Consider the following 14,049-nt stretch of genomic DNA (forward strand, 5'->3'; position numbering starts at 1 on the left):
TCTCACCTCGCTCTCAATGTCTTTTCCATTCGCTCTCACCTCGCTCTCAATGTCTTTTCCATTCGCTCTCACCTCGCTCTCAATGTCTTTTCCATTGCTCCTTGCCCTGTTCTTAGATGATATTCTTATGGACGTACCACGCAGATTGTCTAGCTGTGAGCGAATAGGTTTGCGACTGTATGCCGCCACAGAATGAGAAATCTACTCGCTGCCAACTGGATTGGTGCTTGTTTTGAGATAGAACTCTGAGTTCTGCGACCCGGAAAAAGAGAAGCCAGTAGAGAGAGTCTAGTTGCTAGTCGTCTCCCAGATCTTTTCGGAGTTTGTTGATGCCGAAGATTTTCTGCGCGCCTTCTGCGTCGAGTTCGTCGCTGATCTTTTGGAAGTTGGTAGTTCTAGCTGCCTCAATATATCCGAGCTGACCAGCGAGCGACGACAGCAGTTTCCGCATCCCGTCGACATCTTTGACGACCCAGATGGCGTCGGCATCTGCGTCTCGGAGTTTGAAGAAGTCGTCTACGACGTGCCGCCGCTTCTCCGGGGACAGCTCAACTTCGATGACTTTGTCCCGATCGTCGGGGGATTCCTCTGTCGCCTCGACGTAGAGATCGAATTTGAGTTCGCTGCCCTCGGGGGTGTAGTACATGTATGTCTCGTACCCGAGCCCGTCGTAATATGCGTCAATGAGCTTGACGCCGACCCGGTGTTCCGGACTTTCCCGACCGTACTCACCACCGTCTCGTGGCGCGAGATTCTTGTCGACAACGACGTTTGCTTCGTCTGTCGGCCAGTAGTACGCCTGTCTGTTACCGAGTTCGAACTTCTCGAGGAAGCCCCACTCGATGAGATCAGGTGCCGTCTCGCTGTACGGGAGGACGTTCATCGTGTCCTTGATGTGGTAGCCAGTCACCCCGTCTGTGAGTGCGTCGAAGACCATCCGAAGGAAGGATTTGTGGTCGCCTGTGAACTCTTCAGAGTCTTCAGGATTGTCTCCATCACTGTCCGAGTCCTCGTCTTCGTCCGCACCAGGACCGGTCTTCACGCCGCTGTCCATGTCGATCGCTTCGTGCTCGCGGTTGACGCAGTGTCGGTCTCGACTTCGTTCACGGACTTGTTCACCCCGTGAGCTGACGTTGAATGTTCCCGCACTATGCCCTGGCGGGATGGGAAGCGGACGGAGTGTCAGTATCTCTGGCTTCTGTTTGTGGAAGCCCGTCGACGGGAGTTGGACGAGCCATTCTCCGCGTCGGAGCCCCGCGATGCGGTCTTTGATCTCGTCGTTTTCGAGATCTTCGTGGAACAGCGACTCGGCTAAGAGGTCGTCCGTCGCGACGTTGCCGATGATCTTCGTGTTGATGTTGTTGAGGATTTCTTTGTACGCCCGCCGGTTGTCCTGTGGATTATCCCCCAGTACCTGCTCTGGATACTGCATGATGAGCCCGAGCGAGAGGTTGAACTCACGCCCTTTCGGGAGGAGTTCTCGGTAGACGATTTCATTACGAGCGATGTTCGCAGACTCTTCGATGATGACGTTCGTGATGTATTCATCATCGTCTGGCGTCCAGATTGACTGCGCCGAAGTCCACAGGTTCGAGAGGAACAGGACGGTGAAAACTTCGCTGCTGGCCCCGCGGAGACTCCCCGTGTCGATGAGGACGACCTTGTTTGAGTTGAGGATGCTCTTCATGTCGAGCATCGGAATCTGCTCTTTGTTGTACCAGTTTGTGTCGTCGTTCCAGTACTCGTCATCGACTGTGTACGACAGCATATCCCAGATGAAGTCGCGCTCTTTCAGCTTTCGGATCCGGTTGAGGACTGCGTCAGTCGTGTTCATGAACTGGCGCGCGTCCTTCTCAAGGTGGGACTCGAGGATGGACGTCACCTGCGTGTCGACCGTTTGCGGGATGGCTTTGAGGACGGTTTCGTAGTCCTCGTCGAGGTCTTCGACTTGCTTGCCGTACTTCTGAAAGACCTGTGCGGCCTCCATGAGCTCACCGATTGAGAAGTAATCTTTCCCGTGTTCGCGGTCGAACAGCGCCTTGATTAGGTTGGTGAGGATTTCGTTCGCGACGAACGCTTGTTCGACTGTCTTCTTCCCGAGGACGAACCGAAGTAACTGAAAATAATGGTCGATGATATCCTGTTTGGCTGTCTCTCGGGTCCGTCCCGCACCCTCTGTGAGTGGCCGGAGATCGAAGAATGGCATCCCTGGAACCTTGCCATCCGCCTCCGGAATCTGGATGTATTCGACGTCCGCGAGATTCCCGAACAGCGTCCGGTGACACCGCAGATAGTTCTCACACATCTCGCCGTCCTTGGGATCGATGAGGATTGTCGGCCCCTCGAGATTGTGGTGGGTGGTGAGCATGTCGTTGAGTGTCGCGACCGTTTTCCCGCTCCCAGTAGTCGCCGCACGGATGTAGTGCTGGGTGAGATGATCTGCTGACAGTGAGAGCGCATCCCGTTTCGCGAGGTGGTCCCACCACTCGTTTTTGCTCTGGATGGTACTGATCTTGTCTGGCTCCTCGGAGTCATCTCGGAGTGCGGTGACGGCGTGACCGATCGTCATGCCGGTCGAGAACTCCTTGAATACTTCCTCGTTTGGCGAGGTGAGCGGCGACTGAGCTGTCGGTCTCCCGCCGGTCCCACCTCGGCTCGCTTTCGGCAGCGTGTCGATTGAGGGGACCGTGATGAAGTTTGAGAGCTCGTCGATGTTACAGACGAGAATCGGCTTTTGTCGCGACCAGGACTCGAGCCCGTTCGGGTAGGTGATCCCGTGGCTGAGCATCCGCTTGTACTCAGGTTCGTTCGTCCCGAGGTAGTTTCCCTCGATAGAGTAGAACTTCCCACTGAGCTGGTTGAGTGAATCTTGGAGATTCCGGGCGCACTCGGTGTCTGAGGTGGCCGCTCGGAGGGTGACGTTGTACGTGTGAGACGGGTCTTTCAGGTCGATCTGACCCATCCGTCCCGTGCCTGAGCGGTAGCCTGCTGTTTGTGAGTCGTGGATTGAGCCGCCGATTTCGTGGGGCGTATCGCTCCGGTGACGCTCCTGTCGCTCTTCGTCAGAGACGCCGAGGACCCCGTCGAGAAGCGTCCGAAGGACAAGGCCGCCGGTCGTGTGGACGCCCTGTTTGAGGTTTCCTTTCTGGCGTTCGGCCTTCGGAGACCAGTCTGCGCGTGGCTCGAAAACCGCTTGAAAGACGACCGAGCCCTCCGTTTGGATGATGGTTTCGAGGAGATTGGAGAGTGGCGAGCGTTCGATCGTTTCGTTGTCAAACGACGAGAGTGTCGTCATCCAGTCCCGTCGCTTCTCCTCAACGCCCTCCCACCGCACCATCTCAGGAACGTCATCGAAGACGTCCGTGATGTCGAAGTTTTCCCGTCCGAACTCGAAGTTTTCTGGATACTGCGATCGCGTAGTGCTTTCGAGCCGGTCACAGGTGACTTCGCCGCGTTCTCCCGGCCCGATGAAGAACTTGAATTGGGCTTCATCCTCGGGCTTGTAGATGATGAACTCGAAGTTTGAGACGGGCTCAATGCCGGCGATATGGAGCTCCATATCGAGTGGGAGCTTACGCCCGTTTCCGTACCGATGGAGTCCGTAGAGTTCTCGTTTGACCGTCTCTGAGTTCACCTCCTCGCGCACCGGAGTTATCTGGATATATTCTTGCTCAGATTCGATCTGTTCGATGAAGTCTTCCGCTTCGTCAGTGTCGATCTCCCCGCTCAGTGAAGCATTAGCGGAGGTCTCGTCAGCATCAGATTTTGGTGTGGAGTCCGCTTTTTCCGCATCAGGAGGCGTATCCGGATTTGTTGGTTCACCGGATTCCGGAGGTACCTCATCATGTTTGTTTTCTTTTTTACTCATGATGATATTCTCGACACACCCCCCCCTAAATAGCTCTTTTTGGGGGTCTACAAACTGTTCACTGTATTTACTATTCCAGGATTATCCAGATGGAACTACGGTAGCACAGCTCTGTTAAAACCCTCAATAGGTGATACATTCTGACCCGGTTGCGGTCAATACAGGCGAGGAACCGAACGGTTCATACATCCCAGATAGAATAAACAGACATGTCCGACCGAACCGACCGATTGCTTGCGGTCCTCGTTATATTGATGGGCCTGTTGGTCATCGCTCAAACGACCGTCGTTCCCCGAAATCAATCGCTTGGCACAATCGGCCTCATCGTCGGCGCTGCATCAATCGGGTACGCCGCATCTCAGATTGTTGCCGCTCGTTGATTCGCACAGACGGTAGGCCAAGCGGTATCTTCGCAGTTCTCATCGACTGGATGTTTCAGGTGAAAATATATCTGAAAAAAAAAAGGATTTCAACAGAGCCGACCAAGAGTAATTGTGGTCTAAGCGTAGTCAGAAGCGACGACGCAGCTACTCTATCCGTTCGTTTTCGAGCCGTTCGGCGACCTCCTCAGGGTGCTGTATCGCGACCTTCAACACCGCCTCGTGTAACTCTCGTCCCGTCTCGTTGCGGATATCCCGGTCACGGAGGTGGCGTTTCACCTCGATATCGAGGAAATCCTCAAACTTCTCGTGTGTGGATTTCCGTGGGTAGATCTGCGCTTGGACGGATTCGTCAAAAGAGAAGGCTGGCTGGTTTCTGTCGTCTACAGTCGACGTGCTCGTATCCTGGCCGGTGGTCTCATCGGCGTCGACGACGGGTCCGGACCCCTCTTCCTCTGTCGCTTGGTCTTTTCCCGCCTCGTTGAGGTCATCAAATCCGGTCATCGGTCGATCCCTCCTTGTTCGACGATCTGAGCGAGTTCGGCGTAGTTCTCCAGTTGGTCACAGCTCTCGTCGTAGTCACGGACGGGAAGAGCAGCGTCGTGCGCAGCGTCGATGGCGCCACGGAACCGGATCCCCGGAAGCCCACCCTCGTACTCACCGACGTCGATAGCGTCCCACTCCTCATGGGTGATGCGGGCGTAGGAAGGAATGATCTCGTCGGCGATATCGAGGGAGTTGAGCTGTTCGAGCAGACCCCGATCGCGGGTGTCCTGATCAATCCGGCTGTTAAGCGCTGTTGGTGTCACCGCGAGGATGTTCAGTTCGAAGTACTCCCGGGCTTCCTCAACGAGCCGTTGGATCGTATTCGAGAGGCCAGAGTCGTAGCCACTCTCAGGTTTGAGCGGAATGATGATGTTCCGCGTGGCGTACATTGCGTTGTCGTTCAGCTTCCCCCGGTTTGCTGGGCAGTCGACGACGATGTAGTCGTATTCGTCACCGAGTAGCGGATCGACGAGATGCTTGCGGAGCCGGGCGCTCCCCATCGTTGCATTCCGGAGTTCGTTCTCGACGGATTCAAGTTCGGTATGGGCTGGGAAGAGGTCGAGACCGTCGACGACGTTCGTGATGTACTGGATCGGCTCCTCGCTGTCGACGAGGACACGCTGTGTATGGTTCACCCCACTTGTAAACTCGTCTTCGAACCCGAGTTGGCGGGTCATGTGCCCGTTGTCGTCGAGGTCAATAACGAGCGCGCTCCCATTGCGGTGGGCGAGTTCGCGCGCCGTGTTGATGGCGGTAGTCGTCTTCCCGAAGCCGCCTTTCAACACGCCGACGCTGACCGCCCGTGGTTCTGTTTCAGACATAGGTATGGTAGCTAAGGTAGCTATGGCATCTGTGCCACCTGAGGTAACTGGTCCAGTTCACTCAATTGCCATAGTCCCTGTTTCTGCCTGAAACAGCGTCTGCGCCGCACTTGAATCTATCTATGCCAGCTACCCTCAGTAAAGTAGTTACCTTAGCTACCTCAGCTACTTTGGCTACGGCATCTGTTTATGATAACTACGGTAGATATCCCTGCGAGGTTAGCTACGGCAGGTGCCTAAGCTACCTAATGTAGGAGAGCTATCACCGCTATCAGAGGTATCTCAGATTGGATCTGTGTGACCTCATCCTGCCGATAGATTTTTAACATTCCGCGGAAATTAAAATATATGGCTGAATCCGCAGTATCACATTCACACCCGCTTGATACGATGCTGGCCGTCTCCGATGTGATTCGGAACGACCGGCTCGCCAAACTGTATGCTCGTGTCCTCGAACTTGACTCGCCAACCGTCGAGGAACTGTCAGAGGGCATCGAGAGTTCGACGACAACCATTTACGAGGATGTCAAATATCTCGCGGAGATCGATCTCTTGGAGCGGGTTACGGAGACGCAACCGTACCGCTATCGGGCGAGTCAGGTTGATATGACGATTCAGGCCGGCGGGGAGACGTTCCAGATCACGCCGACGCTCCTCGTTGCTCTCGCGGAACGCCAATCGAACGAGAATATTAGCCTCTATATCGACCGTCACGGTGTCAGCGGACTCGCAACAGCGATCGAATACGGTCGGGCGTACACGCAGTCGAAAATGAACGCTCGGATCATGTCCCGTGAACAAGAGATACCTGTTCTTGAAGCAGAAACCATCCTCCAAGAACTTCAGGAGATCATTCTGGAGGCTGAGCCTGACATCTCGACAAGCCTCAATATCGAGGAGCTTGACGCTGCTGTCGACGAACGATTAGACGAATAATATCCGTGCCAGCGCAACTGTTCCCATCTGTGGAGAGTCATATTATTGACGCAAACCTCTTCATCCGATTCGAGCGGCACAACACCGTCAATCTGCTTGAGCGGGCTGTCACCGAGCAGAATCTCGTCCTCCTGTTACCCACACGTGTCTATGAAGAACTCACGCCTGAATCACATCCCTACAACACTCCTCCGATAGAGGATGCGATCGAAGCTGGCTGGGTACAGCTTCTCGAAGAGGTCGACTATTCTAATCCGGTCGTTTCTGCGACGATGGACCTAATTCGTCAGTATATTTCTGCTGCCACCGATCGTCCCGAGCACACGATAGAGCAAGCAGATGCGGAAGTGGGTGGGGCAGCAGCAACACTCCTCGAACAGGGACGGACAGAATCGATCGGCATCTACACGAATGATTTGCCCGCGTTCCGCGGGATTGAGCGCGCCCTCTCACAGCATGGCTACGATGACGCAGTTCAACTCGTCAAGGCCTTCGACTTCGTCACGTCCGTCGAAAACCGGTACCAGTTCTCTGGATGATCGCTTTCTGACGCACTGACCACAGAGGATACGGCCATCATTCGTCGTTGATCTCGACAGAGCTCTACTTGTCGTCAAATTCTTCGAGGAGATCGCTCTCGACTTCATCGAAATCATCTGGTGTGTACGTCGTCGGGGGCGACTCGTCGTCACCAAGATCGAGAATCAAATCGATGGCTTCGACAAGATCATACGCAGTTCCAGAAGGAAGGTCTGCGAGGTTCGCGATCTGCCGGATTGTGACATCACCCTCACTGTGTGCTTTCACGAGGTCGTATGCGAGTGCAAACGTGACGATGCCGTGGTCTTCGAGAACCCGCTCGATCGCTGGATATTCGTTCTTCTGTGCGATCACTTCGATAAGTTCAGGCGTAATCGAGACTTCTGTCTCGCGGACTGTCAATGTCATTTCGAACTCTTCAGCGGTGTATACGGCAGTCCTGATATCATGGTCAACTTTGCTGATCAGGCCCGCCTGTTCCAGTTTATGCAGATAGTCGTACATCGTCTTCTTCGAGACTGTTGTTGTTTCAACGAGTTCAGGGCCTGTGGTAAGTCCCGGACCGCCGAATCGACGTATAGAGACTAGCGAGAGACGGGTTCTCGAGTAAATTCTGCGAACGTAGGGATTCCGGTGATCATCCCCGGAGTGTCACCCGCGTTTCGCACGTGTTTTGAATCGTAGCTCATCTTGTATAGAGTTACGAAACTAGAAACGTTCGCGACGGAAATGAGTCACTAGTTTGGATAAGAAGAGGGGAGATGGGGTTTCGCTATGAGTGAGAATTAGTTCTGCTGTGACGCACCTAGATACGGCAGGTAGTTCCACAAGCGCGCTAGTCGTCACCAACGCTGAACTGCGTGTATTCACTCACAGTATTCAAGACGACGCTTGTATTAGACTCCTGTACATCCGCATCACCTAAGAGACGCTTGATCTGATTGTTCATATCGTCGGAGTCTGCGAACTTTCCAATCGCGATAATGTCGTAATCGCCAGTCGTCTCATACACACTCATCATCTGTGGTTCATCGCGAAGCGCGTCTGTAATATCCGGTAGCCCGGGGCCATCGACTTTGAGCTGGAGAATGGCAGTCACGTCGTAGCCAAGTTTGCTGTAATCGACAATTGGCGTGTAACCCTCAATTGCGCCTGCTTCTTCGAGATCTGCTAAATGGTTCGAGACCGTCGTCACAGACACATCAAGCTCGTCGCTGAGATTGCGCAAGCTCTCACGGCCATCTCCTAGAAGCTCGTTTACTAGTTCCGTATCGAGGTTTTCGTACGCCATTGATCCTATTTTGATCTGTAGAGGCCATAATTGTTTTACTTGAGCTCTGGTGAATTGATATTTATCAGACATATTCTCGCCTGAGCCAGCTGGTCGATGAGAGTTGCGAATTACTCGGGGTGAAGATTTTATTACAACATAATGTCAAGCATGTTTTCAGTCATTTCTTGTTCACGCGATGGTCTGTCTGCGAGAACGCTTCGGTCGCCATGTCGGCACGCTCGGCCGCCTCGATATGCTGGTAGGCCTCGCGCACCTGTTCCTCACTGTTGTCGAGATACCGCGCGGCCGCGGCGTAGCCGAACTGCCGAACTAGCACTTCTCCGACACCCCGACGCCCGCCGTGTAGTTCGAGATAGTCGCCATCGAGTGAGAGGTCCAGTTCGTCGCGACGCTCGGCGAGTGTGTCGTGTGTCCAGAGCCGTTCCATGATCGACCGGGCACCGTCGGTGGTGAGCGGCTTCGGCGCGTCGAGGTCGTGCTCAGCAGCGACGATCAGGTCAGGTGCCCCGTTTCGAACACGCTCGATCGCGTTGTCGCGGAGACCGACAGTGGCGAGTCCATTGGCGACGTGTGAGGCAAGCGAGGGGCGGTGTAGCGTCGTGAACACCGGCCACGAGTCCGGCACGTCCAGCACCTCGGCGTACCGCTGCAACGGGCCGATAACGGGCTCGGGGAGTGATGCCTCCTTCCACTCACGGCTCTTTCGGAACACGGTGACGCTGCTGTCCGCGAACGACACGTCACGCCAGCGAATCCCGTTGCGGCCCTCACGGTCCTCCTTCGGCGCCGAGAGGAACTCCGAGCCGCGCAGGCCCGTGTAGGCGACGACGTACACGAGCGCCTGTTCGCGACACCGCTGGTAGGCCTCGAACCGGGCGCGCTGTTTGGCCTGCCACGCCTCGCTCTCTGGATCGCCCCGCTCGGCGTGTGGAACTTCGATCGCGCCGAGCGCGTCGAACGCTTCGGAGACGCACCGGTCAACGAACTGCGTGATCAGGTCACGGTGGATCGGCTCCCACGCCTGCTGGTCTCCTGGACGTCGGCCGTCGTTCTCGGGGAGCGGGTCCTCGGCGTCCGACTCCCGGGCGTAGTGCCGCGGGATGTACCCCTGCGCGTGCGCCCATCCGCACCACGACGCGACGTGCGCGTAGTAGGTGAGCACCGTCCCGGCGGCGTACCCGGCGGTTGAGAGATACCGCGCGTAGTCCGAGAACACCGTCGTATCGAGGTCTGCGAACCGGACGATGTCGCCGTCGACGACGCCCGCCCACGACTCCGGTGGGGAGGCGTTCGCCGGGTCGGCAGTCTCGCCGAGACACCAGCGGCGGAATCGCTGGAGCTCCCGCTCGGCGTCGGCACGATACGCGCCCTGCTCGCCAGCGTCGCCTTTACCCTTGTCGGTGAGGTATTTCGTGAACGTGTCGTCGATCGCGGTCTCGACGGAGCGGCGGCCCGTCATTGGACCACCGAGGTGTGGGGGTTACGCCGGTGGGACGCCGCTGCGGACGCGGGGTTCCGGCTGGAGCGACAGTCTGGGGAAGCGTCGGCCATAATTCTGAATCTGCCTCATTTTGAGCCACGGGTGGGGGTCACTAAGAGTTTACTCTGTCTTACTGAGTTAAGACCAAGTAACGCATTTCGCGGAGCCAGCTCGATTGTGAGCGCAGATCGCTGGGATTCTGGTGAGAGAAGGGTTGTACTCTGATTGACCCCAAAAATAAATCGTATGCCGCTATAGCAAAATTGGAAATGTGAGTTCCCACAGTTTCGGAGGATAGGCTAGTTTTAGATCGAATCGCCATCAAGTCGTGGTGATTCTCAGCAGTCGGGGATCGATTTTGAATCCCTACTCTCGAACTACCGGACGAGCGTACGAAATTGCGTGGATTTTGGCGCTGCTGAATACGGTTGTCACTCTTGAGCGGCGGACCCAGCGAGAGCTCAACCGATTAGTCGTGCGGGATCAACGCCGAGGCAACGAGCTCAACACACTCACCCGCAGTCAACACGGGTGCGTAGTCCATCTCTCCGTCGACACCTGCTTTCAGCAGGAAATCGGTGAGCCGCCAGATATTGTACAAGAGGACCGCGAACACGAAGTAGAATAGGCGAACACGGTAATCTTTCGAGGATGTCTTGGCGAGAAAGTCGCCCTTGATCGATTTGTACTCACTCTCGATCTGCCACCGGCGGCTGTAGCGCTGACAGAACGTCTCGGCTTCCTCGGGACCGACTCGGAGATTCGTCGCGAAGACGGCCGTTCCCTCTCCACTCGTCGACGGTACGTACAGGAGCCGCATTGGATGCGAGCCCGCCTCAACGTGGACAGAGGCCGATTCCCAGGTTCCTATATAACGGTGTGGCGTTTTATATGTCCAAATAATATTGTGCTTATGGGTACAAACCATACAACAGAGTCGAACAGTATTATTCAGTGGCCGTCGGAATCAGTGGGGTATGTGGCGGTTCTTTTGGCTTTCATTACGGGGATCATTCATCTCGTGGCGACGACACGGGCTATTGAGATGAGCGTTGTGCTGGCGGTCCTCTTCGTACTCAACGGACTGGGTTTCCTCGGCGGAGCAGCACTGTATTTCACCCGGTTCTGGCGACGCTCGTTTTTCCTCGCGGCTGCAGTGTACTCATTAGTGACGATTCTCGCGCTGTTCCCGTTCCAAGGTTGGGGGGTCGAAGCGTTCTACATGAACGGGGCGATTAACCCAATTGTCACCGTCACGAAAGTTGCGGAAGCTTTCCTTGTGATCGCGTCGGTTTACTTGTATAGCAGCACAAGCAATTGACATCCTCCCCGCCCTGAAGGAGAGAATCCCCGACCGCGTTGGGATAATTCTTTTTCCCGGTCTTGAATACGTAGGAGTGGTTCACTCCGAATCAACGCCTGTGGAGACTGCGCTCCCTGTGGACACCGTTGTGTCTGTAAAGCGCGCCGTGGAAACAGGAAGCCCCACCCTCAAGGAGCAAACGGCTAACACCGTGAGCGAGTAGGATGGGGTAGTTCACCGACCCACCCACCTAGCAGGTCTGTATCTAGCTTACCGTCGCAACGGTCCACGTCCGAACAGATGTCAAAAAGAACGTTGGTGCCAACGCGGTGGTATCCACGTTCAATTTTTGTATCCCTCACCCTCGATCGGACCGCTAAACACGCCATAGAGGAATTTGAAGTACCACAGTACAAGGAGAAGCGCCGGAAATCCGAGAATCGTCACGAGATTCAGCGCTAACGGTGAGACAACCGCTTCTCGAACCGTCAAGCCAGTTGGCGGATAGATATTCGGATACAGCAGGAGCGCGACCAGCAGGCTCAACAGCGCAGGAAGCCCGAGTGCGCTCACCAGCCAAGCACGGTACTCGCCGCGCAGGGCAAGAACACTTCCCCCTCCTCCCGCAACAACCGACAAGACGACAATCGCACCTACGGGAAGTGAAAGAACTGTTTCGGCAGCACCTCCGGCATCAGTTACGACAACAGTTGTCAGCAGAGCTATAACTCCGATCAAGTACGCCAGCGTCGCAATGATTCCGTACGTGCGCAGGTCGGACGCTAGCCGTGGTCTGGTTTTAGCTGTCAGAAAGGCTGCCCCGGTGGCGACCGAGACGGTCACCAGGCCGACACCGGTCAACAGTGCCGGCAGCGACAGCGTCGGCGCGTCGAAGATCCACCGACCGGCGAGAGTACCGAACAGCAGCGGCGCGAGAAAGCTCCCCCCGATAAAGGAGTAATCCCAGTACCGCTTCCAGCGCTCGTCGTCGCGCTGTTCACGCATTTCTGGGCCGAGCCCGCGGAACAGCAGCGCGAGCACGAACCCGAGCGCGAGCAGGTAGTGATCGGCCAAGACCCGCGAGTACACTCGCGGGAACGCCGCTAGCAGCATCGTTCCGAAGGCGACAACCCACACCTCGTTTGCGTCCCAAACCGGACCGAACGCCGTCAAGAGTGTCTCCTTCTCGTGTTCGTCGTCGCGAGTCGCGTACAGCATCCCGATTCCGAAGTCGAACCCGTCGAGGACTACGTACATCGCCAGCGCAAACATGACGGCACCGAACCAGATCTCGGGGAGTGCGTCGACGAGATACGCGTCGACGAGCAACACAAGCTCAGTCATCGTCGCTCACCTTCGGGACCGGACCGTACCAGCGATCGTCGTCCGATGCCCTCACTCCGAGCTCACTGAGCTCGTCTTCGACCAGCCACCGCAGCACATGAAGGGCTACCAAGATCAATCCGATATAGATAACGACGAAGCCGACGAGCGTCAGAGTCGCTTCGGTTCCGCTCAATGTCGAGGAAACGGCCTCACTAGTTCTGAGTTCGCCCTGAATGACCCACGGTTGTCGGCCGATCTCGGTGACGTACCACCCCGTGAGAAGCGCCGCGTAGCCGAGCGGCGACGCAGCGATCATCGTCTTCAGGAATCGACTGCTCTCCGAGAGGCGTCCGTTGTAGATGAGATACCCGCCCCATAGTGCCAGCCCGATGAACAGGAATCCGAGTCCGACCATGAACCGGAACGACCAGAACACTATCGCTACGGGCGGGTTCTCCTCATACTCGTTTAATCCAAGCACTTCGGCGTCAAAGTCACCACCGGTAGCGAGGAACGACCCGACCCCCGGAAGACTCACAGTAAAGAGGTTCTCGGCTTTCGGATCGGTGATTGCGTCAATGCTCTTTGGGAACGCGAGCAAGTGTAAGTCCGCCGTGCCGGTATCGTAGTGAGCTTCCATGGCTGCGAACTTCTGCGGCTGTGTATCTGCGACGTGACGCCCATACGCGTCACCATGGACTGCTTGCAGAGGAGCGGTGACGAGCAGGATGATAACCGCGAGTTTCAACGCAGTGTTCCACGCAGCGGCATCGCGCTTCTTCCAGACGATGTACGCCGAGACCCCGGCGACCAGCAGCGCGACAGAAATAACCGACGCATTGACCATGTGTACATACATCCACGGCATCCGGGGCGTGAAGAACGCAGCCAGCGGGTCGGTTAGCTTTGCGACCTCCATACCGTTACGCGTGATCATCTCGAAGCCCTGTGGAGTCTGCATCCAAGCGTTGACGATCAGGATCCAGAAGGCCGACAGCCAAGCCCCGACTCCCACCAGTACCGACGAGAGAATGTAGGTCCGATCGCTGACGCGTTCCTGACCGAACAGCAATACCCCGAGGAAAACAGCCTCAAGGAAGAACGCCATCTTCGCTTCGAATGCGAGCGGCCCACCGATCAGCTCTCCAGCCACCTCGGCGAACTGCGGGAAGTTCGTCCCGAACTGGAAGCTCATCGGGATGCCAGTGACCGTTCCCATGACGAATCCGGCGGCGAACACCTTTACCCAGAATGATCGCAGCCGTGTGAACCGCTCGTCGTCGGTCCGAACGTCCTTCCAAGTGAAGTAGACGATGAACGGCGCCAGCCCGACCGAGAGCGAGGCGAAAATTATGTGAACGCTGATCGTCCAGCCGAACTGCGCACGGCTCGCAAGCTCCGGCGAGAGCTGTAGCGCCCATCCCTGAATCAAGACGTCGGGAAGCACCGTCGAGAACATAGGTATATTTGATCACGGAAATAAAAGAGAAGTTGTATAATTCCCCCGTTCGAGGACTGTACTACGGTGGTTTATATCCACAGAGCCGTAGCTTCT

Annotated in this window: 12 protein-coding genes and 3 pseudogenes; 5 read left to right on the forward strand and 10 right to left on the reverse strand. The window is 56.1% G+C overall.

Annotation, left to right across the window (positions count from 1 at the left end):
* Nucleotides 1–189: hypothetical protein (locus tag EAO78_RS18290; protein ID WP_203227909.1), on the reverse strand; the 189-nt coding region annotated here is incomplete at its 3' end.
* A gap of 106 nt (nucleotides 190–295) precedes the next feature.
* Nucleotides 296–3,868 (reverse strand): ATP-binding protein, encoded by a 3,573-nt coding sequence (locus tag EAO78_RS15645; protein ID WP_238987734.1) that lies wholly within the window; start codon nucleotides 3,866–3,868, stop codon nucleotides 296–298.
* A gap of 209 nt (nucleotides 3,869–4,077) precedes the next feature.
* Between EAO78_RS15645 and EAO78_RS18295 the strand changes: the two genes are divergently transcribed.
* Nucleotides 4,078–4,248 (forward strand): hypothetical protein, encoded by a 171-nt coding sequence (locus EAO78_RS18295; protein ID WP_167320533.1) that lies wholly within the window; start codon nucleotides 4,078–4,080, stop codon nucleotides 4,246–4,248.
* A gap of 147 nt (nucleotides 4,249–4,395) precedes the next feature.
* On the opposite strand, the gene EAO78_RS15650 is transcribed toward EAO78_RS18295, so the two are convergent.
* Entirely contained in the window at nucleotides 4,396–4,752 is a 357-nt protein-coding gene (locus EAO78_RS15650) for a hypothetical protein (RefSeq protein ID WP_122106742.1), read from the reverse strand.
* Nucleotides 4,749–5,615: a ParA family protein gene (locus EAO78_RS15655; protein WP_122106743.1), complete on the reverse strand. Its 867-nt coding sequence runs from the start codon at nucleotides 5,613–5,615 to the stop codon at nucleotides 4,749–4,751. The genes EAO78_RS15650 and EAO78_RS15655 overlap by 4 nt, the downstream gene beginning before the upstream one ends.
* 348 nt (nucleotides 5,616–5,963) lie before the next feature.
* Here EAO78_RS15655 and EAO78_RS15660 point away from each other — a divergent pair, with 348 nt between their 5' ends.
* Both EAO78_RS15660 and EAO78_RS15665 read left to right on the forward strand, forming a co-directional pair.
* Complete coding sequence (locus EAO78_RS15660) at nucleotides 5,964–6,551, forward strand: DUF7437 domain-containing protein (protein WP_122106744.1); 588 nt, start codon at nucleotides 5,964–5,966, stop codon at nucleotides 6,549–6,551.
* 5 nt (nucleotides 6,552–6,556) lie between these two features.
* Nucleotides 6,557–7,090 (forward strand): hypothetical protein, encoded by a 534-nt coding sequence (locus EAO78_RS15665; protein ID WP_136516524.1) that lies wholly within the window; start codon nucleotides 6,557–6,559, stop codon nucleotides 7,088–7,090.
* A gap of 64 nt (nucleotides 7,091–7,154) precedes the next feature.
* On the opposite strand, the pseudogene EAO78_RS15670 reads toward EAO78_RS15665, so the two are convergent.
* The 4 genes and pseudogenes from EAO78_RS15670 to EAO78_RS15685 form a co-directional block, all read right to left on the reverse strand.
* Nucleotides 7,155–7,780, reverse strand: a pseudogene (locus tag EAO78_RS15670) (transcriptional regulator).
* A gap of 146 nt (nucleotides 7,781–7,926) precedes the next feature.
* A complete protein-coding gene (gene lrp / locus EAO78_RS15675) occupies nucleotides 7,927–8,382 on the reverse strand; it encodes an HTH-type transcriptional regulator Lrp (protein WP_122106746.1) in 456 nt (151 codons plus the stop codon).
* 160 nt (nucleotides 8,383–8,542) lie between these two features.
* Entirely contained in the window at nucleotides 8,543–9,844 is a 1,302-nt protein-coding gene (locus tag EAO78_RS15680; RefSeq protein WP_122106747.1) for a site-specific recombinase, read from the reverse strand.
* 490 nt (nucleotides 9,845–10,334) lie between these two features.
* Nucleotides 10,335–10,724, reverse strand: a pseudogene (locus EAO78_RS15685) (transposase); the annotation flags it as partial.
* A gap of 54 nt (nucleotides 10,725–10,778) precedes the next feature.
* On the opposite strand from EAO78_RS15685, the gene EAO78_RS15690 reads away from it, so the two are divergent.
* Together EAO78_RS15690 and EAO78_RS15695 are read left to right on the forward strand one after the other, a co-directional pair.
* Nucleotides 10,779–11,186, forward strand: a complete 408-nt coding sequence (locus tag EAO78_RS15690; RefSeq protein ID WP_049908314.1) for a DUF7475 family protein — start codon at nucleotides 10,779–10,781, stop codon at nucleotides 11,184–11,186.
* 46 nt (nucleotides 11,187–11,232) lie between these two features.
* Nucleotides 11,233–11,391 (forward strand): annotated as a pseudogene (locus EAO78_RS15695) (RNA-guided endonuclease TnpB family protein); the annotation flags it as partial.
* A gap of 119 nt (nucleotides 11,392–11,510) precedes the next feature.
* On the opposite strand, the gene EAO78_RS15700 reads toward EAO78_RS15695, so the two are convergent.
* The gene (locus EAO78_RS15700) at nucleotides 11,511–12,512 is read right to left on the reverse strand and encodes a cytochrome d ubiquinol oxidase subunit II (RefSeq protein WP_122106748.1); all 1,002 of its coding nucleotides are present in this window, start codon (nucleotides 12,510–12,512) and stop codon (nucleotides 11,511–11,513) included.
* The gene (locus EAO78_RS15705; protein WP_007344271.1) at nucleotides 12,505–13,953 is read right to left on the reverse strand and encodes a cytochrome ubiquinol oxidase subunit I; all 1,449 of its coding nucleotides are present in this window, start codon (nucleotides 13,951–13,953) and stop codon (nucleotides 12,505–12,507) included. Before EAO78_RS15705 ends, EAO78_RS15700 begins: the two co-directional genes overlap by 8 nt.
* Nucleotides 13,954–14,049: the final 96 nt, after the last annotated feature.

It is taken from the genome of Halobellus captivus (assembly GCF_003697845.1).
GTDB lineage: Archaea > Halobacteriota > Halobacteria > Halobacteriales > Haloferacaceae > Halorubrum > Halorubrum glutamatedens.